The following is a 20,671-nucleotide window of genomic DNA, read 5'->3' as shown; positions in this document are numbered from 1 at the left end:
AATGATCGTTCCCACGCGTGGGAACGATCAGGTCACTCAAGCCCTTCGCCGTTTCTGCATTGAGGATATGACCATGGCCGATCCACTCGATAAAGCCACGTCCAATGCCCCCGCCACATTGGGCGAGGGTTGTTTGAGTCGCTATGACCCGGATGACATGAGTCCCGAAGACGGCACGGAGTTTCCCGGTGCTGCCGAGTTATGGGAGCAGTTACAGCAAGAATCCGAAGACACGATCAAGCCTGCTTGAGCTTCATCAACTTCCTCAGCAGCGGCCGCCCCAGCATCAGCAGAAACACCGGGCCACCCGCTATCAGGTAGAAGTAATAAGTCACTGCCCGCCAGATCAGAATGGCCGCCGCCGCAGTCGACTTCCCCACCATGGGCGCCAGCAAGGCCGCCGACGTCAATTCCGCCGCCCCGGCACCGCCCGGTAACAGGCTGAATTGCCCTGCGCTGAGCGAAAGCATCTGGATCAAAAAGCACCAGGCCCATTGCAGATCCGACCCAAGCCCGCGTAATGCCAGATACAACACACTGTAGCGCAGGAACCAATGCAGGCAGGTCAATGCAAACACTGTGGTTAATGTCTGAAAAGGCAACTTCAATGTGTCAGTGAACGCGGCGAGGAAGTGCAGAAGTTTGCGTGCCCAACGCAGGCGCGTCGTGCTTTTTACATCCAAGCGAACCAGTAATCGGCCGCTCAGGCGAATCAGCTGCCGATGATAGCGGGCGACCATCACGCAGCAGATCAACCCGCCGAACAGCGAAATGACGCTGACCGTCAGCAGCCACTCCATACGTTCGCTGAGGTGCTGAAACAAGGCATAAATCAAAATACCGCTCAGTGCACAAAGAAAAAACAGCAGGTCACTCAGTTGATCCATGGCGAATACTGCGCTGCTCCTGGCCGGTTGCACGCCATTGCGCGCCAGCAACGCCATGAGTGCCAGCGGTCCGCCACTGCCGCCGGGGGTGGCGCAATAGGCGAACTCGGTGGCCATCACCACGCCGAGGCTTTTGACCGGGCTGACCTTGTCACGCTGATCGCCCAGCAACAGGTGCAAGCGCAGGCTGTTCACCAGCCAGCACAACACAATCATGCCGAACATGATCAGCAGCCAGCTCAATGGAAAGCTTTGCAGTCGCGACCACGTCTGGTTACCTCCGAGCAACAGCGGGATCAGCACCGCAGCCAACAGGGCGACGAACAGCACAATCCCCCGGCTCATGCTGCGCGGCCGACTGGGGCGCGTTGCAAAGCCAGCCATTGGGACTTGGTCATCGGCACGCGCCCTTCATCGAGCAAGCGCTTGAGGGTTTGCAGCCAGTAGTTGCGCGAAAACGCATGGCGCATGTCCACCGGGTGCAGACCCAGGCGAATGACCGGCGCCTGGTGCCAATGCTGTTCGCGTCGATCGCTGAGCAGTTTCGACACGCCCCGGCGCCAGGCACTGTGGGCGCTCCAGACCAGCCCGGGTGCATCAATCGGAGTGAAACCCGGCAGTCGATATAAATGCTGCGAGTCGCTGGTGTAGCGCAGTGGCAATTGGCGCAACGCCTGGCGCGTGCCTTCGCTCATCAACCAGGCCGGGGCGACGAAACCTTGCAGGGGCCAGTGGTAACGCTCAAAGACCTCGATTCCGGCGTGCAGCCGGGCGAGCGCAGCGTGTTGCGGCAGACTATAAAACTCCCCTTCGTGGGTGTAGATACGACGCATGAACCAGTCTCGCGGGTTGCCGGGCGGCGGTTCCTCATCGCAATGAAAGTAGCCGTGCAATGCCAGTTCGTCCCCTTTGGCGATGCGCTGGTTGAGCACCCGTCGAAACTCCGGGTGAGCGTCAAGGCTGTTGTGTTTGTGAAAATCCGGGACGACCAGCCAGGTCATCGGTACGTCACCCAAGGCGTCGACCGCTTCAACGAAGGGTTGATAGTCGGCCCAGGTTGGCGGCGCAACGTCGTGTAATACCAGTAGCACGCAGGGCGGGTTCATCAGATTAACCATTGGCGCTCAGCGGCCATTGGCTGCCGAGTACGGCGTGATAGTGCCCCAGCAGACTGTTGACCACCGTGTCCCAGTTATATCGCCGCTCGACATGACTGCGCGCCGTTTTGCCCAGCGCCACGCTGTCCTGGCTGAATAATTCACGAACAGCATTGGCCATCGCCACCGGATTGTTCGGCGCGCACAACAAGCCGCAGGGTGCGGTAACAATTTCCGGAAAGGCGCCGGCCGCCACCGCCACCACTGGGATGCCGCTGGCCATGGCTTCGAGTATCACCAGCCCGAACGTTTCCTGGTCGCCGGCGTGCAGCAACGCATCGGCACTGGCCATCAATCGCGCCACTTGCAGGGGCGGGCAGAACCCATCGACCACCGTGACGTTGTCCGGCACGGCGGCCGGCATCGACGAGCCCACCAACAGCAGATGATAGCGCCGCCCCAGACGCACCATGCAATCGAGCAGCACCGGCAGGTTTTTTTCTTTGGAACCGCGGCCGGCGAAAATCAACAGATGAGTATTTTCATCAATGCCCAATTCGGCTCGCAGGCCAGGGTCCCGAGCATCGGGATGGAAGGTTTGCAAGTCGACGCCCAAGGGTTGGACAAACACGTTCTTCACCCCCAGCCCGCTTAATTTGTCGGCCATGACCCGGCTCGGCGCCAGCACCCGGTCGAAGTTGCCATAGAGCTTGCGGACGTAGGCTTCGACGTTCGGTGTGACCCAATTGCCCATCCGATTGCTGGCCAGCAGCGGCAAGTCCGAGTGATAAAAGCCGATGACCGGAACGTCCAGTTGGCGTCGCGCATCCAGTGCTGCCCACGCGGTGAGATATGGGTCGCCCACTTCGATCAGATCGGGCTGTAAATCCTGCAGGACGTTTCGCCAGGGGGCGAGACGGAGGGGGAAGCGATAACCCTTGCCAAAGGGCAGGGCAGGGGCTGGAACCGTGTAGACGCCATCCGTTTCACTCAGGTGAGCGCCCGGAATCAACAGGCTATGGCGGATGCCTGGCTTGGTGCCAAGGCGGCGGTGCTTGGCATCCAGGTACGTGCGCACGCCACCGCTGGCAGGGGCGTAGAACATGGTGATGTCCGCGATATGCACGATGAACAGTCCTCCGGGTCTGTGTTCTCCCTCGGTTGACCTTTATGAAGAATAGTTGTTCGGTTGGGGTTTTGCGGCGGGGTGTCAGCGGGGTTTTGTGGTGTTTGATAGACCGCTATCGCGGGCAAGCCAGCTCCCACAGTGGGTAGTGATTACCTTGTGGGAGCTGGCTTGCCCGCGATGAGGCCTTATCAGACGTTAGATTCGGAAACTGCCTACCAATTGCTTCAGACGCGAAGCCTGCTGCTCAAGATCAGAGCATGCGCGCAAGGTCGAATGAAGGTTTTCAACGCCTTCCTGGTTCAGCGTGTTGATTTCGGTAATGTCGACGTTGATCGACTCCACCACCGCGGTCTGCTCTTCAGTTGCCGTGGCCACCGACTGGTTCATCCCGTCGATTTCACCGATGCGCAACGTCACGCTGTTCAACCGCTCACCCGCCAGGTTGGCGATTTCCACGCTGTCCTGACTGTGGCGCTGGCTATCGCTCATGGTGCTGACGGATTCACGGGCGCCGACTTGCAGCTCCTCGATCATGGTCTGCACTTGTTGTGCCGATTCCTGAGTGCGGTGCGCCAGGTTGCGCACTTCATCGGCCACCACGGCGAAACCACGACCGGCTTCACCGGCGCGGGCTGCTTCGATGGCCGCGTTGAGTGCCAGCAGGTTGGTTTGTTGGGAAATGCTGGTGATCACTTCGAGAATCTGGCCGATGTTCACGGTTTTGCTGTTCAGCGATTCGATGTTGGTGCTCGATGCGCTGAGCATGCTCGACAGCTGATTCATGGCGGCAATGCTGCGATCCACCACCTGCTGGCCGTCTTCGGCCAGGCTGCGGGCATCGCTGGCCTGGCTCGACGCTTGCGCGGCGTTACGGGCGATTTCCTGGGCGGCGGCCCCCAGTTGATTGATCGCTGCGGCAACGCTGCTGGTGCGTGTAGCCTGCTGGTCGGAATTGAACATCGAGGAGTTCGAGGCGGCCACGACACGCAACGCCACTTCGTTGACTTGCCCGGTGGCCGAGGAGACTTCGCGAATCGAGGTGTGAATACGTTCCACAAAACGGTTGAACGCGGTACCGAGGATACCGAACTCATCGTTACTCAGGATGGTCAGTCGCTTGGTCAGATCGCCTTCACCGTCGGCGATGTCGGCCATGGCGCGGGTCATCACGTGCAGCGGCTGGATCAGGATGCGGATCAACATGCTCAACAGCGCGATGATGATCGCCACGGCAGTAATCGTCGCGACCACCGCCGAAGCGCGGAAATCGCTGAGCATCGAAAAGGCTTTGTCCTTGTCCACCGACAAACCGATGTACCAGTTGACCGACGGCAGGCCTTTGATCGCGGTGAAGGTGACGATGCGGGTTTTTCCGTCGATCTCCACTTCACTGTAGGCGCTGCCGATGCGCGGGGTGTTTTTCGGGAACGCCTCGCTCAGGGATTTCATCACCAGGGTTTTGTCCGGGTGGACCAGGATCTTGCCGTCGGCGCTGACCAGGAAAGCATACCCCATGCCGTCGAAATCCCGGGCGCTGAGGGTGTCGATCAGGGTTTGCAGGCTCAAGTCGCCGCCCACAACTCCGACGCTTTCTCCGGCTTTGCGCGAGGCGGTGGCGATGGAAATGATGGTCTGGCCGGTGGCCGCGTCGATGTACGGTTCGGTCAGGGTCGCGGTGTTGCTGCTTTGCGCGCCTTTGTACCAAGGGCGAACCCGTGGGTCGAAGCCGGCGGGCATCTGGGCGTCCGGGCGAATCGTGAAGCTGCCGGTGGCATCGCCCAAGTAGGACGCCATGAACGTCGACGTCAGGGCTTTCTGCTCAAGCAGGCTGGAGACGGTGGACGGTTCAGGATTGATGGCGATGTTTTGGGCGAGGTTGTCGATCAGCAGGATTCGGCCGCTCAACCAGGTCTGGATGTTATTGGCGGTGACGTCACCCATCTCACTGAGGTAGTTGTTCAGGTTTTCGCGGATGGCGTTGCGCTGTAAATAGTCGTTGTACAGCGTGAACGAGGCGAAGGCGGCAATAACAACGAGGGCGGCGGCAAGCAAAATCTTATGGCTGAAGCGCAGGTTTTTGTTCATGGCTTGGGGTTCCGCTAAGGTCTTAATGTCCAACGCGTGCTTTTATAAAGGCACGCAAAGTGGGCACTGTTGAAACCAAGCTGATATTTCCGTTCTCTCCTTAGGGAATTACCGACGCTGATTTCTGTGCAGTCTCGGTTTTTGTATCGGCCGAGCCGGATCAAAGATTAACCATGGGTGACAAAATGCCTGACTCATTGCAACTCGTTCTCGGCGCCGACCTTGCCGGCCAGTCCATCGCCCAGGCCATGCGCCTGGCCAATCGTCACGGTCTGGTCGCAGGCGCTACCGGGACGGGTAAAACCGTCACGTTGCAGCGCATGGCCGAAGCCTTCAGCGACGCTGGCGTGGCGGTGTTTGCCGCCGACATCAAGGGCGATCTGTGTGGGCTCGGTGCCGCCGGCAACCCGCAAGGCAAGATCGCCGAGCGCATCGCCAGGATGCCTTGGCTGAATCACAAGCCTCAGGCGTATCCAGTCACCCTGTGGGACATTCATGGGCAGTCCGGTCATCCATTGCGCACCACCTTGAGTGAAATGGGCCCGTTGTTGCTGGGCAGTCTGCTGGAGCTGACCGATAGCCAGCAGTCGGCGCTGTACGCGGCGTTCAAGGTGGCGGATCGCGAAGGGCTATTGCTGCTCGATCTCAAGGATTTGAAGGCGCTGCTCAATCACTTGCGTGACAACCCGCAATTGCTCGGTGATGACGCCGCGTTGATGACCACCGGCTCAAGTCAGGCGTTGTTGCGGCGTCTGGCGACGCTGGAGCAACAAGGCGCCGAAGCGCTGTTCGGCGAGCCGGCGCTGCAACTCGAAGACATCCTGCAGCCGGGCGCTGACGGTCGCGGGCGCATTCACCTGCTCGATGCCAGTCGTCTGGTTCACGAAGCGCCGAAGGTGTACGCGACCTTCCTGCTCTGGTTGCTCGCTGAACTGTTCGAGCAATTGCCGGAGCGCGGTGATGCGGATAAACCGCTGCTGGCCTTGTTTTTCGACGAGGCACACTTGTTGTTCGCCGGCACGCCCAAGGCGTTGCAGGATCGATTGGAGCAAGTGGTGCGACTGATTCGCTCCAAAGGCGTGGGCGTGTATTTCGTCACCCAATCGCCGGGTGACTTGCCGGACGACGTGCTGGCTCAGTTGGGATTACGCGTCCAGCACGGTTTGCGCGCGTTCACGGCCAAGGAACAGAAATCCTTGCGCGCTGTGGCCGAGGGTTTCCGGCCGAACCCGGCGTTCGATGCCTTGTCGGTATTGACCGAATTGGGGATTGGCGAGGCGCTGGTCGGTACGCTGGCCGATAAAGGCACGCCGGAGATGGTCCAGCGCGTATTGATCGCGCCGCCGCAATCGCGGATCGGGCCGTTGAGCGAGGCCGAACGTGCGGCACTGATCGCCGGTTCGCCGTTGCAGGGGCGTTATGACAGGCCGATTGATCGAGAGTCAGCTTATGAAGTGTTGATAGGGCGCAAGGGGCTGGCACCCGACCCCGAGGCGGCACCGGCCAAACCTGTGCCCGAGGAGCCAAGCTTCACCGACCAGGCCGGGGAGTTTCTCGGTACAGCGGCCGGACAGGCAATAAAATCGGCCATGCGACAGGCGGCCAATCAATTGGGCCGACAATTGGTGCGTGGGTTGATGGGTTCGCTGCTAGGTGGCAAAAAACGCCGCTAGCCATTGGACACCGTAGTACCTGTGGGAGCCAGCAAGTTCGCTCCCACAGAGGGCTGTGTCAGACCTTGGGTTTTGCGTGCGCCGCGAGGCGTTCCAGCGCCGCCCGCAGATTCGGATCGCTGATCCCGTCCGCCGTCGCCTGAATGGTCGCGCCCGCATCCGTCGACAAACTGATGGTATGCCCCGCAGCCCCTTGCTGGACGGTCGGTGGCTGAACCTTGAACAAAATCCGGGTCAAACTGGCGAACTCGTCAAACATCTGTAACTGGCGTTGCAGACGCTTTTGCTGATAACGCAGTCGGGTAGCCCAATGTCCGTCGGTGACGATCAGCAACAGACTGCCTTCACGCCACGACGCCACATGGCAATGTTCGCGAGCGGCCGGTTGCAATTGGCTTTCGAGCAGACGTTGTAAATGACCCAGGCGTTGAGCGTGGCCAAAAATGGCTTTCAGCGGCTTGGCTTCGCGAAGCAGAACGGCGGGGGCTCTGGCCGTAAGGGGGCGAAATGCCATGATCAGACACCTGAAGTAACAGAGCCGCCATGGTAGCAGAAAGCACCACCTGTACCTGAGCCATTGCTTTGCGCGCGCTTTACCCATTAAATCAACGAGTAACTTCTGCCGTGAATGGCTTGAAGTTCTGCAAAAAGCCCTTATTTTAAGTGAGCCCCGTTATAGCGCAGTGCATGCATCGTGGAACAACGCCACTTTCCTCACCATCGTTTCCGGGTAGAATGCTCGTTCGCATGCGGCCATGAGGGCTGCACGGGCGACTCACGGGGCCGCCCTCCATCCCTTTAGTGTGGAAGATCCTGCCGATATGTTTGCGCCTTTGTTAAAGAAACTTTTTGGAAGCAAGAACGAGCGTGAAGTCAAACGCATGCTCAAGACGGTGCAACTCGTCAATGCCTTCGAAGAGCAAATGGTGGCCCTTTCGGACGATCAATTGCGTGCCAAGACTGATGAGTTCAAGGCCCGCATCGCCAAAGGGGAATCCCTCGACAAGCTGCTGCCAGAAGCCTTTGCGGTCGCCCGCGAAGCCGGCAAGCGCGTCATGGGCATGCGCCACTTCGATGTCCAGCTGATCGGCGGCATGACCTTGCATGAAGGCATGATCGCGGAAATGCGTACTGGTGAAGGCAAGACCCTGGTGGCAACACTGGGCGTTTACCTCAACGCACTGTCCGGCAAGGGCGTGCACGTGGTGACGGTGAACGACTACCTGGCCCGCCGTGACGCCAACTGGATGCGTCCGCTCTACGAGTTCCTCGGCATGACGGTCGGCGTGGTTACGCCTTTCCAGCCGCCGGAAGAGAAACGTCTGGCTTACGCCGCCGACATTACCTACGGCACCAACAACGAATTCGGTTTCGATTACCTGCGCGACAACATGGCGTTCAGCATGGAAGAAAAATTCCAGCGCGAACTCAATTTTGCCGTCATCGACGAAGTCGACTCCATCCTCATTGACGAAGCCCGTACGCCGCTGATCATCTCCGGTCAGGCCGAGGACAGCTCCAAGCTGTACATCGAGATCAACAAACTGATCCCGACGCTTGAGTTGCACGTCGAAGAAGTTGAAGGCGAAGTCACCAAGGCCGGCCACTACACCGTCGACGAGAAGACCCGTCAGGTCGAACTCAACGAAGCCGGTCACCAGTACGTCGAAGAAACGCTCACCAGCATCGGTCTGCTGGCTGAAGGCGAAAGCCTGTATTCGGCACACAACCTGAGCCTGCTGACTCACGTATATGCCGGTCTGCGTGCGCACAAACTGTTCCACCGCAACGTCGAGTACATCGTGCAGGACGGTCAGGTGGTCCTGGTCGACGAACACACTGGGCGTACCATGCCGGGCCGTCGTCTGTCCGAAGGCCTGCACCAGGCCATCGAAGCCAAGGAAAACCTGAACATTCAGGCCGAGAGCCAGACTCTGGCATCGACCACGTTCCAGAACTACTTCCGCTTGTACAACAAGCTGTCCGGCATGACCGGTACGGCCGACACCGAGGCGTTCGAGTTCCATCAGATCTATGGCCTGCAGGTCATGGTCATTCCGCCGAACAAGCCGTTGGCACGTAAAGACTACAACGACCTGGTGTTCCTGACGGCCGAAGAGAAGTACGCGGCCATCGTGGCCGATATCAAGGAAAGCATGGCGGCGGGCCGTCCGGTGCTGGTGGGTACGGCGACCATCGAAACCTCCGAACACATGTCCGGCCTGCTCGTGAAAGAAGGCATCGAACACAAGGTTCTGAACGCCAAGTTCCACGAAAAAGAAGCCGAGATCATTGCCCAGGCCGGTCGCCCGGGCGCACTGACCATCGCCACCAACATGGCCGGTCGTGGTACCGACATCTTGCTGGGCGGTAACTGGGAAGTGGAAGTGGCTTCCTTGGAAGATCCAACGCCTGAGCAGATTGCCCAGATCAAGGCCGACTGGCAGAAGCGTCACCAGCAAGTGCTCGAATCGGGCGGTTTGCAGGTGATTGCGTCCGAGCGTCACGAATCGCGCCGTATCGACAACCAGCTGCGTGGTCGTGCCGGCCGTCAGGGCGACGCCGGTTCCAGCCGCTTCTACCTGTCGCTGGAAGACAGCCTGATGCGCATCTTCGCCTCTGATCGGGTGAAGAACTTCATGAAGGCCCTGGGCATGCAGCCAGGCGAGGCGATCGAGCACCGCATGGTGACCAACGCCATTGAAAAGGCTCAGCGCAAGGTTGAAGGCCGTAACTTCGACATTCGCAAGCAACTGCTGGAGTTCGACGACGTCAACAACGAACAGCGTAAAGTGATTTATCACATGCGTAACACGTTGCTGGCCGCTGACAACATCGGTGAAACCATCGCCGATTTCCGTCAGGACGTGCTCAACGCCACCATCAGCGCACACATTCCTCCACAGTCGCTGCCTGAACAGTGGGACGTGGCCGGTCTGGAAGCTGCATTGCAGAGCGACTTCGGTGTGGCGCTGCCGATCCAGCAATGGCTCGACGAAGACGATCACCTGTACGAAGAGACCCTGCGCGAGAAGCTGATGCAAGAGCTGATTGCGGCGTACAACGAGAAAGAAGATCAGGCGGGCGCCGAAGCGCTGCGCAGCTTCGAGAAGCAAATCGTACTGCGCGTCCTGGACGACCTGTGGAAAGACCACCTGTCGACCATGGACCACCTGCGTCACGGCATTCACTTGCGTGGCTATGCACAGAAGAACCCGAAGCAGGAATACAAGCGCGAGTCGTTCACGCTGTTCTCCGAGCTGCTGGATTCGATCAAGCGCGATTCGATCCGTGTGCTGTCCCACGTTCAGGTTCGCCGCGAAGACCCGATCGAGGAAGAACAACGCCTGCGTCAGGAAGCCGAAGCGCTGGCTGCACGCATGCAGTTCCACCACGAAGAAGCACCGGGCCTTGAACACGTGGAAGAGCTGGGTGAGGAAATCGATGTCGCCCTCGCCGTCGCACCGGTTCGCAACGAGCAGAAGCTGGGCCGTAACGAGCTGTGCTATTGCGGTTCGGGCAAGAAGTTCAAGCATTGCCACGGGCAGATCCAGTAAAACCCGTTTCAATCGCTGAAATACCCGCGCCGCGACCGGCATCAGCCGTCGCGGCGTTTTGCCATTTAACACCGCCGTCCATCGTATGACGGTGATGACTACATTTTTTAAGGAGCGCATTCATGGCTGTTGGTCTTGGTCCTTTGCCAACGTTGCACCCGGTTGCCGGTTTTGAACTCGGTATCGCCTCGGCCGGCATCAAGCGCCCGGGGCGCAAGGATGTCGTAGTCATGCGTTGCGCCGAAGGCTCCACTGTCGCTGGCGTTTTCACGCTCAACGCCTTTTGCGCCGCGCCTGTGATCCTGGCCAAGCAACGTGTGCAAGGCCCGGTGCGTTACTTGTTGACCAACACCGGCAATGCCAACGCCGGCACCGGCGAACCGGGCCTGGCCGCCGCCGAGCGTACGTGCGCCAAACTGGCCGAGCTGACGGGCGTTGATGCCAGCCTGGTGCTGCCGTATTCCACGGGTGTGATCGGCGAGCCGCTGCCGGTCGAGAAAATCGAAGGCGCGCTGCAAGCAGCCCTCGACGACCTGTCGATCCACAATTGGGAAGCTGCCGCTACCGGCATCATGACCACCGACACCCTGCCAAAGGGTGCCAGCCGCCAGTTTCAGCATGACGGCGTGACCATCACCGTCACCGGCATCAGCAAGGGCGCGGGCATGATCCGTCCGAACATGGCGACCATGCTCGGCTACATTGCCACCGACGCCAAAGTCTCCCGCGACGTGCTGCAAAACCTGCTGCTGGACGGTGCCAACAAATCGTTCAACCGCATCACCATCGATGGCGACACCTCGACCAACGACTGCTGCATGCTGATCGCCACCGGTCAGGCTGCGCTGCCGGAAATCACTCGTGCCGAAGGCGAGTTGTTTGCCAAGTTGAAGCAAGCGGTTTTCGAGGTGTGCATGGACGTGGCCCAGGCCATCGTTCGCGACGGCGAAGGCGCCACCAAGTTCGTCACTGTTGAAGTCAACGGCGGCGGCAATCACCAGGAATGCCTCGACGTAGGCTACACCGTGGCGCATTCGCCGCTGATCAAGACGGCCTTGTTTGCTTCCGACCCGAACTGGGGGCGCATTCTGGCCGCCGTTGGCCGTGCCGGCGTACCGAACCTGGACGTGAGCAAGATCGACGTGTTCCTCGGCGAGGTGTGCATTGCCAGCCAAGGCGCGCGCGCCGCGACGTACACCGAAGCCCAGGGCGCTGCAGTGATGCAGCAGGAAGAGATCACCATCCGTATCGAATTGGGTCGCGGCGCTTGCAGCGAAACCATCTGGACCACCGATTTGTCCCACGAGTACGTGAAGATCAACGCCGAGTACCGTACTTAAGACTGAGTCGCCCCAATCGCGGGCAAGCCCGCTCCCACAGGATCTGCGCTAACTCTGTGGGAGCGGGCTTGCCCTAATGCCGATCAGTTAAGCAATTTCTGCGGTAACGCAATTGTTGTAGCAGCTGGCGAAGCCTGCGTTCGGCTGCGCAGCAGTCGTGACATCAGACGATGCGGTGTTTCAGGTAGACCGCAAACTCCGGTTTTACGACTGCTGCGCCCGAGCGCGGACCGGCCGACGCAGGCTTCGCCAGCTGCTACAGAACGCGTTATGGCTTAACTGACCGGCATTAGGGCTTGCCCGCGATGACGGACGACAAGACACTGAAGTTTCTGGTCCGTGCCCCTCATCAAAAAGGCCCCGAACATGAGCCTCCACCTGATCATCGGCGACAAACTGCATTCCTCCTGGTCTCTGCGCGGTGCTCTGGCACTCGACCTGACCGGTGCTGCTTACACCGAAGAACTGATCAAACTGGGTCAGCCCGACACCCGCGAACGCCTGCTCAAACATTCGCCAACTGGCAAAGTCCCGCTGCTGAAAACTGAACACGGCACCATCGCCGACTCCCTGGCGATAGCCGAGTACCTGGCCGAGCAATTTCCCGAGGCAGGTCTCTGGCCAAAAAACACTGCCGCCCGTGCACAAGCGCGTTCGGCCTGTGCCCAGATGCACGCCGGGTTCTTTGCCATGCGCGGCAACATGCCGTTCGACCTGAGTCGCGATGCACCGCTGTTGCAGATACCTGATGATGTTCAGGCCGAGATCCAGCGCATGCTGGCGTTGTGGGCTGAATGCCGCGAGGCGGCGACCGACACCGGGCCATTCCTGTTCGGTGGTGCGACCCTGGCTGATGCTTACTTCGCACCGATTGCCGTACGCCTGCGCACCTATCAGGTGAAATTGCCGGTAGCGGACGAGGCCTACGTCGAAACGATTTACCAATGGCCGGCTTTCAAAGCCTGGCAGAAAGCAGGACTGGAGGAGGTTGGGCAGTGAAACGAGTCCACGTAGCCGCCGCCGTTATCCGTGATCACAGCGGCAAGATCCTTATTGCGCGCCGTGCCGACACTCAGCACCAGGGTGGTTTGTGGGAGTTTCCCGGTGGCAAGGTCGAGGACAACGAGTCCGTCGAAACCGCGCTGACCCGTGAGCTTCAGGAAGAGCTGGGTATTGTGGTCAGCGCCGCGCGACCGCTGATCAAGGTTCATCACGACTACCCGGACAAGCACGTATTGCTGGACGTCTGGGAAGTCTCGACCTTTACCGGCGAACCCCATGGCGCCGAAGGTCAGCCGTTGGAGTGGGTGTCGCCGCGCGATCTGTTGATCTATGAGTTCCCGGCGGCCAATCAACCCATCGTCGCCGCCGCACGCTTGCCGGCCGAATATTTGATTACCCCGGAAGACCTGGAAACCCCGGCTTTGTTGCGCGGTATCCAGAAAGCCATCGCGGGCGGGATCAAACTGATCCAGCTGCGGGCGCCCAACGGCTACGATCCCAAGTATCGCGACCTGGCGGTGGACGCGGCGGGGCTATGTGCCGGCAAGGCGCAGCTGATGATCAAGGGGCCGTTCGAATGGCTCGGCGATTTTCCGTCCGCGGGTTGGCACATCACCTCGGCCCAGTTGCGCAAGTACGCGGCGGCGGGTCGACCACTGCCAGCGTCGCGCTGGTTGGCAGCCTCGTGTCATAACGCTGAAGAACTGGCGTTGGCCGAACAGATGGGCGTGGACTTTGTGACCCTGTCACCGGTGCAAAAGACCCAGACACATCCGGATGCGCAGCCGTTGGGTTGGGAGCAGGCTTCGGTGTTGATCGAAGGCTTCAGCAAGCCGGTGTTCCTGTTGGGCGGTGTTGGGCCGGCAGAGCGGCAACAAGCCTGGGAAGCCGGGGCGCAAGGTGTGGCGGGGATTCGGGCGTTCTGGCCTGAGGCCTGACCTGATCGTTCCCACGCTCCGCGTGGGAATGTATCCCTGGACGCTCTGCGTCCGCTTTTGGGACGCGGAGCGTCCCTTGCTGCATCCCACGCGGAGTGTGGGAACGATCATAAAGCCTTAGGTTTTGCGGCCGCTTGCCACAAAATTTCGGCAACCCCCTGCCGCTTGGCAATCACCCGCGCCACCACAAACAACAGATCCGACAACCGATTGATATACGCCAATCCAACCCCGGCCAGCGGCTCGATCGCATTCAACTGCTGGCACCGTCGCTCTGCGCTGCGCGCCAGGCTTCTGCACACATGGGCCTGAGCGATCAGCGCTGAACCGCCCGGCAGAATGAAATTCTCCAGGGGCCCCAACTCTTCATTCCACTGATCAATCGCCGCCTCCAGTCGTTCGATTTCCGCCGCGTCCAGCGCCTGGTACACCGGCATAGCCAGCTCTCCGCCGAGGTCGAACAACCGGTGCTGGCAAGGCGCCAAAACCTCGATTACCTCGTTCAACCCCGGATACGTGACGCTTTCTGCGGCCAGGCCAGCCAGCAGTACACCGACCTGACTGTTCAGCGAATCGACTTCGCCAATGGCCTCGATCCGCGGGTGGTCCTTGGGCACTCGGCGGCCATCTCCGAGCCCGGTTTCGCCTTTGTCGCCAGTGCGGGTGTAAATCTTCGACAAGCGAAAGCCCATGGGTTACCTCGATAGCTGATTGAGTTCTTGAGCAACGACCTGCGTACCCGACAGGGGCAGACGCAAGGTGAAGCAGGTGCCTTGGCCCGGTGTCGACTGCACTTCCATCTGGCCCTTGTGATTGTTGGTGATGATGAAATAGGAGACCGACAGGCCCAAGCCAGTGCCCTGGCCGATTTCCTTGGTGGTGAAGAACGGTTCGAACGTACGTTTGCGCACGTTTTCGCTCATGCCGATGCCATTGTCCTCGACCTGGATTTCCGCCCATGGCGGATTCAGTCGGGTCCGCAAAATGATCCGCCCCGGTTCGCTGTCGTCCTCACGCTGGTGAATGGCCTGGGCCGCGTTCTTCAACAGGTTGAGCAGCACTTGTTCCAATTCGTTGGCCGTGCCAGGCACCGGACCCAGATCCGGATCGAACTGGCGATTGATCGCCTGTCCCTTGAAGTCGAAACCGATCGCGAGGTCAAAGTCGTTACCGGCGATTTCCACCGCTTGATCGATCAGTGCCGGCAGATCACAGGGGGCCATTTGCCGGGTGCTGCGGCGGCTGAAGCTGAGCATGTGCGTGACAATCTTCGCCGCGCGGGCCCCCGCCTGCTGGATGCCATCCAGCAATTTCGGCACTTCGCGCACTTGCAGGTAGCGATTGACCGTTTCCAGTTCGATACCGATCTGTTCGGCTTGCTCCATGTTCTTCGGCAGATCGGGTGACAGTCGTCGGCGAATGTTCTGCACGTTATGCAGGATCGCGCCCAACGGGTTATTGATTTCGTGGGCCATGCCGGCGGCGAGGCCACCGACCGAGAGCATTTTTTCCGACTGCACCATCATTTCTTCCAGGGACAGCCGCTGAGTGATGTCGTCGATCCGGATCACCACGCCGCGCCCGGCACCGCCCATCAGCGGGTAAAAGGTCAGGGCGTAGTGTTTGGGCTCATCATCCTTGAACCAGGTCACGCGCTCGATCTTGGCCACGGTGTGCTGCTCGACGGTTTGCTTGAGCTGTGGCAGAAACGGCTTCAGCGGTTCGAAGGCGAGGAAGATCGGCTGGTTCAGGGCCTCGTCCAGACGCGTGCCGGACAGGGCGCTGGCCTCCTGATTCCACTGGGTCACGTAGAGCTGTTCGTCGAGGGCGATCAGCGCCGACGGCATGGAGTCGATGATGCTGTTGAGGTAGTTCTGGAAACCGGTGAGTTTCTTTTCAATTTTGCTGCGCACCTGGACTTCGAGTTCCAGCTTGCGATTGGTATGGCGGGTTTCTTCGGCCAGGCCTTGAGCCTGGTCGTAAGCCGCCTGGGAGTCATCTCGGGCGCGCTTGAGTTGCTGCTCCCGGGCTTCGATTCGCGAGAGCATGGTGTTGAACGCCTCGGCGAGGCTGCCGATTTCGTCGTGGTTGCCACGGGAGGCCCGCAGCGCGTAATTCTCCTCGCGGGTCACTTGCCGGGACAGTTCTTCGAGCTCATGGATCGGGCGCGTGATCAGGCGTTTGATTTGCCGGGCGATCACCAGCCACAACAGCACGCTGAAGATCAGAATGCCCAGGCTGGCAGTCAGGGTGCCGGTGTAGAACGCCATCGGCAGCTCGCTGCTGGCCACCAGCAGTAAATGGCCGGGCTCTGTGCCGGGACGGGGCAGGGTGATCAGTTGATTGCTGCGAAACTCGGTCGCTTGCCAGGCTTCAATTTGCTGAAAGTGCCTCGGCAGGCTCAGTTTGTCGCCATGCTGCAACTGCGCCAGCCGTTCGCCCTTGCCGTCATAAAGGGCTGCCGCACGAAGGGGTGAGTAGCTGTCGAGTTCGTTGAGCAAACGTTCCGCGTTTTGTGGCGACTTTAAGGCATCGGCCACCATGCCGGGGTTGGACACCAGTCGGCCAATGGTCTGCAAGGCCTGGGGGGCCATGCTTTCCTGGGAGATGTAATACGACGCACTGATGAACGTCAGATTGGCGACCAGCAGTATGGTGATCAACAGCACCAGCAGGGCGGCCAGCAACTTTTGGCCGACGGGGAGGTTTTCGAGGCGCTGGCGCAATGGCATCAGGTTCGTCGCTGAAAAGGAACAAGTGGCCAGCGTAGCCGCTGCTCAGTCGCCGGGCAATCCAAGGCTGTGCAGATGGCCGATCAGCCGTTGCTGTAATTGATGGAGGTGGGGCAGGTTCAGTTGGTGCCGCGTAGCTACTTTGCAGACATAACCCAACAGGTAGGAGATTTCGGTGCGACGTTGATTCGCGACATCCTGGTACATCGAGGAGTAATTGGCCGCCGTGGCGTGGATCACCCTTTCGACTTCCTGTTGCAGGTTTTCTGCCGCCGCGGGCTGACCACAACGCCCCAGCAACTCGGTCAATTCATCGCAGAGGGTCGCGACTTCGCACTGGTGCTCCTGCAATCCGCCATTGCGGCAATTGTGCAGGACGGTCAATGGATTGATTGCACAGTTGAGCGCCAGCTTGCGCCACAGCCGTGTGAGGATGTCGGTGCTCCATTCATGGGGAATCCCGGCGGCGGTCAGGTCATCCAGCCAGATCGGCGCAACCGGATGGCCGGCGTCCCCCAGCCAGGTGTAACCGTGACCTGCGAACACCACACGCCAGTCGCCATCGCGAAACGCACCTTCAGTACTTGATGCACTCACACAACGTGCCTGTGGCACTTGCGCCGCGACCGCGTCCTGGCTGCCGAGGCCGTTCTGCAACAGGACCAATTCAGCGTCGGGCGTCAGGCGTGGCGCCAGTTGCGCGACGGCTTTCTCGGCGTCGTAGGCCTTGCAGGCCACCAGCAGGCGACTGATCGGTTCATGGCTGTGCGGTGTCTGGCCGGGAATGTCATAAGTAGTGGCATCGCCCTGTTCCACCAGCGTAAGCCCACCCGCCGTCTGATAGGCCCGCAAGCGTTGCTCATTGCGAACGATCAGCCTGACCGGCAAACCGGCCCGCGCCAGACGCGTGGCCCACAACGTGCCGAGGCTGCCGGCACCTAGAACATGCCAAGGGGTCGACATCAGCTTTTTACTCGGTTTACGGCAGGCATGTGAGGCTCGCAGTATGGGTTGGAAAAGACCCGTTATAATGAGCCCGATTTTAACCGCAAGCCAAGCGCGCGCCATCGCTATCGAGTGCGCCTTTTTATTGGAGAGATTACATGCCGTCGTTCGACGTGGTATCCGAACTGGACAAACACGAAGTCACCAACGCGGTCGAAAACGCCGTCAAGGAACTCGATCGTCGTTATGACCTGAAGGGCAAGGGTACTTTCGAGTTCAAGGAAAAGGACCTGACCGTCAACCTGACCGCTGAAGCCGATTTCCAGCTTGAAGCGATGATCGAGATCCTCAAGCTGGCGCTGGTCAAGCGCAAAATCGACGTGCAGTGCCTTGAAGTCAAGGATGCCTACGCGTCGGGCAAGCTGATGAAGCAGGAAGCGGTCCTCAAGGAAGGCATCGACAAAGAGCTGGCGAAGAAAATCGTCGCTCACGTCAAAGACGCCAAGCTCAAGGTCCAGGCCGCCATTCAGGGCGAGCAAGTGCGCATTACCGGCAAGAAGCGTGACGATTTGCAGGAAGCCATCGCGGCCCTGCGCGCCAAGACCTTCGATATGCCGCTTCAGTTCAATAACTTCCGCGACTGACACCTGACGCGGGAACCTCTCGGCGCTTTCGGCGTCCGAGGCCCAAGCAGCGGCAGAAACGATCGGGCCGGAGACGGCTCGCTTTTTCTGTCGCTTTATTTTTTGTGTGCCGGATAACCGGAAAATCAAGGAGAACGTAGATGGACTTAAATGCTGAGGTAAACAACCTGGTCAAGATGTCCCAGGCCTGGATCCCGATGATCATGGAATATGGCAGTCGTGTACTGCTGGCCGTGATCACCCTGGCGGTCGGCTGGTGGCTGATTAACAAAGTGACGCAAAAGCTCGGTGGTCTGTTGGCGTTGCGTAACGCCGACCTTGCGCTGCAAGGGTTCATCAGCAGCCTGGCGAACATCATTCTCAAGGTTTTGCTGATCGTCAGCGTAGCGTCGATGATCGGCGTGGAAACCACGTCGTTCGTCGCGGCTATCGGTGCGGCGGGTCTGGCCATCGGTCTGGCCTTGCAGGGCAGCCTGGCAAACTTCGCCGGCGGCGTGTTGATTCTGTTGTTCCGTCCGTTTCGTATTGGTGACTGGATCGAAGCCCAAGGTGTTGCTGGCACAGTCGACAGCATTCAGATCTTCCACACGGTACTGCGCACCGGCGACAACAAAACGATCATCGTACCCAACGGCAACTTGTCGAATGGCATCATCACCAATACCAATCGTCAACCAACGCGCAAAGTAGTATTTGACGTGGGTGTGGATTACGAAGCGGACTTGCAGAAGGCCCGTGAAGTTTTGCTGGAACTGGCCAAAGATCCGCGTGTATTGGCAGATCCGGCACCTCAGGCTGTGGTTTCTACTTTGGGAGACAGTTCGATCACTCTTTCGCTTCGAGTCTGGGTAAAAACCGCCGACTATTGGGATGTGATGTTCATGTTCAACGAACAGTCCCGTGATCGTTTGAAAACTGCCGGTATTGACATCCCGTTCCCGCAGCGGGTTATTCGCGTAGTGCAGGAATCTGCGGTGCAGTGATTGTTTTTTGATCATGTCTGACTGTTAAGTCCGGCATGTTCTGAACGGATCGGATTGTTTGAGCGCAATGTTGCAGCCAACAAAAAAGGCCCATCCGAAGATGGGCCTTTCTTTGATTACCGGGTGCTGACTTTCTGCAATTACAGAATGTTGAGCGGGTAGTCGGTGATCAGGCGGAACTCATTGATATCGCCTTCGCCTTGGTCAGCATTGGCGGAGTGCCATGCTTGACGAATACGGAAGGACAGATCTTTGGCTGGGCCGTTTTGGATGACGTATTTGACTTCCAGGTTGGTTTCGTGGTGTTTGCCGTCTGCGCCGTACAGACCAGCGTAGGCGCTGCCCGCTGGAGTGTTGGTGCCGTCGATGTCCTTACCGTACACGTAACGGGTCATGAAGCTCAGACCAGGAACGCCGTACTCAGCCATTTTCAGGTCGTAACGGGCTTGTGCCGATTTCTCGCCAGGACCGTTAAAGTCGGAGTACTGAATGGAGTTGGCGAGGAAAATCGAGTCGCCACCGCGGTTGTTCTTGCCCACGCCGATGTAGTCGAACGGTTCATCACCGTTAACCTTCTGGAAGGCCAGGGTGATGGTGTGCGCATTCAGGAACGAGTAAGCAGCGGCCAGCGAGTAGGTGGTGTTGCTGATTTCGCCTGCGTTAGCGTTACCGGTGTCCTGAGTGTTGTAGATGTTACCGTCGAAGTTCAGGGACTGAGTGCCACCCAGTGCGAGGGTGTAGTTCGCGTTGGCGTAGTACTGGTTCCAGATGTTATCGAGCTGGGCGCCGTAGAGCGAAAGGCTCAGAGCATCGGTGACGCCCCATTTGCCGCCGGCGTAATCGATGGTGTTGGCTTCTACGCCAGCGTAGGTAGCCCACAGGCCGCCGTCACTAGCGTTTCTGTCCTGGCTGGACGCCGAGTAGAAGTGACCGCCTTCCAGGTCAAGGTTGTTGATTTCGCTGCTCTGCAGTTGGAAACCGGTGGCAGTTTGAGGAAGGATACGGGAACCGCCAACAGCGAACACTGGAGCAGTGCTTGGCTGCATTTCACCGAATTTCAGCTCGGTTTTGGAGACGCGGACTTTAACGGCGCCGCCGGCTTTGCCTTGGCTGTCATTGACTTCGCCATCAGCGTCGCGGCTCATGTTGCCGGTGCCGCCCTCTTCGTCGGTACCATCCAGCTTGATTGCCAGGTAACCGAATGCATCAACGCCTACGCCGATCAGGCCCTGGGTGTAACCGGAGCTGTAGTTACCCCAGATGCCCTGGGTCCAGTCTTTTTGGTCAGTAGCGCCATCTTTGCGGTCACGGTTGAAGTAGTAGTTGCGAACCAGCAAGTTCAGCGAGCTGTCTTCAACAAAACCCTTGGCTTCAGCCTGGTCACTTACGAAAGGTGCGGCCGTAGCCAACTGGGTACTGGCTGCTGCTGCAACTGCCAGTGCGATCATGCTCCACTTCATCACGCGCATCGTGATTTGCTCCTTTGGTTTTAGAAGAGTACTGCCGTCCCACCTGATTTATTATCTGGGCGGCTCTTTCTTTTTGTGTCGGCGCAAACTTATATCACGCCGACTCTATTGGCGATACTTGCGTATCTATCCTTTCGGCTTCTTTACGACCCTGTCGCAAACAAGTCGGTAGATGTCGCAAATTTACAGC

17 protein-coding genes and 1 pseudogene are annotated in these 20,671 nt (G+C 59.2%); 8 read left to right on the top strand and 10 right to left on the bottom strand.

Going from position 1 to position 20,671, the window contains the following annotated elements; all coding sequences use genetic code 11:
* Positions 1–73 precede the first annotated feature (73 nt).
* Positions 74–250: a hypothetical protein gene (locus PMI22_RS31610; protein ID WP_007945870.1), complete on the top strand. Its 177-nt coding sequence runs from the start codon at positions 74–76 to the stop codon at positions 248–250.
* Here PMI22_RS31610 and PMI22_RS14965 read toward each other — a convergent pair.
* The 5 genes and pseudogenes from PMI22_RS14965 to PMI22_RS32485 form a co-directional block, all read right to left on the bottom strand.
* Entirely contained in the window at positions 237–1,232 is a 996-nt protein-coding gene (locus tag PMI22_RS14965; protein WP_007945869.1) for a lysylphosphatidylglycerol synthase transmembrane domain-containing protein, read from the bottom strand. The two genes, PMI22_RS31610 and PMI22_RS14965, sit on opposite strands and share 14 nt — an antisense overlap.
* Positions 1,229–2,005 carry a DUF2334 domain-containing protein gene (locus PMI22_RS14970; RefSeq protein ID WP_007945868.1) on the bottom strand — a complete coding sequence of 259 codons (777 nt, stop codon included), beginning with the start codon at positions 2,003–2,005 and terminating at the stop codon, positions 1,229–1,231. Before PMI22_RS14970 ends, PMI22_RS14965 begins: the two co-directional genes overlap by 4 nt.
* Positions 1,998–3,119 carry a glycosyltransferase family 4 protein gene (locus tag PMI22_RS14975; protein WP_081502787.1) on the bottom strand — a complete coding sequence of 374 codons (1,122 nt, stop codon included), beginning with the start codon at positions 3,117–3,119 and terminating at the stop codon, positions 1,998–2,000. Before PMI22_RS14975 ends, PMI22_RS14970 begins: the two co-directional genes overlap by 8 nt.
* A 189-nt stretch (positions 3,120–3,308) precedes the next feature.
* Positions 3,309–4,073 carry a methyl-accepting chemotaxis protein gene (locus PMI22_RS32490; RefSeq protein ID WP_443200810.1) on the bottom strand — a complete coding sequence of 255 codons (765 nt, stop codon included), beginning with the start codon at positions 4,071–4,073 and terminating at the stop codon, positions 3,309–3,311.
* A 93-nt stretch (positions 4,074–4,166) separates the two neighbouring features.
* Positions 4,167–5,198 (bottom strand): annotated as a pseudogene (locus PMI22_RS32485) (HAMP domain-containing protein); the annotation flags it as partial.
* Between the two features lie 185 nt (positions 5,199–5,383).
* Here PMI22_RS32485 and PMI22_RS14985 point away from each other — a divergent pair.
* On the top strand, positions 5,384–6,871 hold the full coding sequence (locus PMI22_RS14985) for a helicase HerA-like domain-containing protein (RefSeq protein WP_033049238.1): 1,488 nt from the start codon (positions 5,384–5,386) through the stop codon (positions 6,869–6,871).
* Between the two features lie 58 nt (positions 6,872–6,929).
* On the opposite strand, the gene PMI22_RS14990 is transcribed toward PMI22_RS14985, so the two are convergent.
* Positions 6,930–7,385 carry a DUF721 domain-containing protein gene (locus tag PMI22_RS14990; protein ID WP_007945864.1) on the bottom strand — a complete coding sequence of 152 codons (456 nt, stop codon included), beginning with the start codon at positions 7,383–7,385 and terminating at the stop codon, positions 6,930–6,932.
* 307 nt (positions 7,386–7,692) lie between these two features.
* On the opposite strand from PMI22_RS14990, the gene secA reads away from it, so the two are divergent.
* The 4 genes from secA to PMI22_RS15010 all read left to right on the top strand — a co-directional run bounded on the left by secA (position 7,693) and on the right by PMI22_RS15010 (position 13,708).
* A complete protein-coding gene (secA, locus tag PMI22_RS14995) occupies positions 7,693–10,428 on the top strand; it encodes a preprotein translocase subunit SecA (protein WP_033049234.1) in 2,736 nt (911 codons plus the stop codon).
* Between the two features lie 122 nt (positions 10,429–10,550).
* Complete coding sequence (gene argJ / locus PMI22_RS15000; protein WP_007945862.1) at positions 10,551–11,768, top strand: bifunctional glutamate N-acetyltransferase/amino-acid acetyltransferase ArgJ; 1,218 nt, start codon at positions 10,551–10,553, stop codon at positions 11,766–11,768.
* A gap of 366 nt (positions 11,769–12,134) precedes the next feature.
* Entirely contained in the window at positions 12,135–12,767 is a 633-nt protein-coding gene (locus tag PMI22_RS15005) for a glutathione S-transferase family protein (protein ID WP_007945861.1), read from the top strand.
* Positions 12,764–13,708: a Nudix family hydrolase gene (locus PMI22_RS15010; RefSeq protein ID WP_007945860.1), complete on the top strand. Its 945-nt coding sequence runs from the start codon at positions 12,764–12,766 to the stop codon at positions 13,706–13,708. Before PMI22_RS15005 ends, PMI22_RS15010 begins: the two co-directional genes overlap by 4 nt.
* A gap of 107 nt (positions 13,709–13,815) precedes the next feature.
* Here PMI22_RS15010 and PMI22_RS15015 read toward each other — a convergent pair whose 3' ends face one another.
* Genes PMI22_RS15015 through PMI22_RS15025 form a run of 3 tightly spaced genes read right to left on the bottom strand, consistent with a single transcriptional unit; the run spans position 13,816 to position 17,403 of the window.
* On the bottom strand, positions 13,816–14,400 hold the full coding sequence (locus PMI22_RS15015; RefSeq protein WP_007945859.1) for a cob(I)yrinic acid a,c-diamide adenosyltransferase: 585 nt from the start codon (positions 14,398–14,400) through the stop codon (positions 13,816–13,818).
* Between the two features lie 3 nt (positions 14,401–14,403).
* Positions 14,404–16,440 carry a sensor histidine kinase gene (locus PMI22_RS15020; RefSeq protein WP_007945858.1) on the bottom strand — a complete coding sequence of 679 codons (2,037 nt, stop codon included), beginning with the start codon at positions 16,438–16,440 and terminating at the stop codon, positions 14,404–14,406.
* Positions 16,441–16,485: 45 nt separating this feature from the next.
* Positions 16,486–17,403, bottom strand: a complete 918-nt coding sequence (locus PMI22_RS15025) for a putative 2-dehydropantoate 2-reductase (protein WP_007945857.1) — start codon at positions 17,401–17,403, stop codon at positions 16,486–16,488.
* A 140-nt stretch (positions 17,404–17,543) separates the two neighbouring features.
* On the opposite strand from PMI22_RS15025, the gene PMI22_RS15030 reads away from it, so the two are divergent.
* Both PMI22_RS15030 and PMI22_RS15035 read left to right on the top strand, forming a co-directional pair.
* Positions 17,544–18,029 carry a YajQ family cyclic di-GMP-binding protein gene (locus PMI22_RS15030; protein ID WP_007906601.1) on the top strand — a complete coding sequence of 162 codons (486 nt, stop codon included), beginning with the start codon at positions 17,544–17,546 and terminating at the stop codon, positions 18,027–18,029.
* Positions 18,030–18,169: 140 nt separating this feature from the next.
* Positions 18,170–19,012, top strand: coding sequence for a mechanosensitive ion channel family protein (locus PMI22_RS15035; RefSeq protein ID WP_007945856.1), 843 nt, complete (start codon positions 18,170–18,172; stop codon positions 19,010–19,012).
* 140 nt (positions 19,013–19,152) lie between these two features.
* On the opposite strand, the gene PMI22_RS15040 is transcribed toward PMI22_RS15035, so the two are convergent.
* The gene (locus tag PMI22_RS15040; RefSeq protein WP_007945855.1) at positions 19,153–20,481 is read right to left on the bottom strand and encodes an OprD family porin; all 1,329 of its coding nucleotides are present in this window, start codon (positions 20,479–20,481) and stop codon (positions 19,153–19,155) included.
* Positions 20,482–20,671 lie beyond the last annotated feature (190 nt).

This window comes from Pseudomonas sp. GM21 (assembly GCF_000282215.1).
In the GTDB taxonomy this organism is placed as follows: Bacteria; Pseudomonadota; Gammaproteobacteria; order Pseudomonadales; family Pseudomonadaceae; genus Aquipseudomonas.
This window is presented reverse-complemented; position numbering and strand designations above follow the sequence as displayed.

Coding starts and splice junctions, on each gene's coding strand:
- PMI22_RS31610 (WP_007945870.1), top strand. CDS start 74: ATGGCCGATCCACTCGATAAAGCCACGTCCAATGCCCCCGCCACATTG.
- PMI22_RS14965 (WP_007945869.1), bottom strand. CDS start 1,232: ATGAGCCGGGGGATTGTGCTGTTCGTCGCCCTGTTGGCTGCGGTGCTG.
- PMI22_RS14970 (WP_007945868.1), bottom strand. CDS start 2,005: ATGGTTAATCTGATGAACCCGCCCTGCGTGCTACTGGTATTACACGAC.
- PMI22_RS32490 (WP_443200810.1), bottom strand. CDS start 4,073: ATGTTCAATTCCGACCAGCAGGCTACACGCACCAGCAGCGTTGCCGCA.
- PMI22_RS14985 (WP_033049238.1), top strand. CDS start 5,384: ATGCCTGACTCATTGCAACTCGTTCTCGGCGCCGACCTTGCCGGCCAG.
- PMI22_RS14990 (WP_007945864.1), bottom strand. CDS start 7,385: ATGGCATTTCGCCCCCTTACGGCCAGAGCCCCCGCCGTTCTGCTTCGC.
- secA (WP_033049234.1), top strand. CDS start 7,693: ATGTTTGCGCCTTTGTTAAAGAAACTTTTTGGAAGCAAGAACGAGCGT.
- argJ (WP_007945862.1), top strand. CDS start 10,551: ATGGCTGTTGGTCTTGGTCCTTTGCCAACGTTGCACCCGGTTGCCGGT.
- PMI22_RS15005 (WP_007945861.1), top strand. CDS start 12,135: ATGAGCCTCCACCTGATCATCGGCGACAAACTGCATTCCTCCTGGTCT.
- PMI22_RS15015 (WP_007945859.1), bottom strand. CDS start 14,400: ATGGGCTTTCGCTTGTCGAAGATTTACACCCGCACTGGCGACAAAGGC.
- PMI22_RS15020 (WP_007945858.1), bottom strand. CDS start 16,440: ATGCCATTGCGCCAGCGCCTCGAAAACCTCCCCGTCGGCCAAAAGTTG.
- PMI22_RS15025 (WP_007945857.1), bottom strand. CDS start 17,403: ATGTCGACCCCTTGGCATGTTCTAGGTGCCGGCAGCCTCGGCACGTTG.
- PMI22_RS15030 (WP_007906601.1), top strand. CDS start 17,544: ATGCCGTCGTTCGACGTGGTATCCGAACTGGACAAACACGAAGTCACC.
- PMI22_RS15035 (WP_007945856.1), top strand. CDS start 18,170: ATGGACTTAAATGCTGAGGTAAACAACCTGGTCAAGATGTCCCAGGCC.
- PMI22_RS15040 (WP_007945855.1), bottom strand. CDS start 20,481: ATGCGCGTGATGAAGTGGAGCATGATCGCACTGGCAGTTGCAGCAGCA.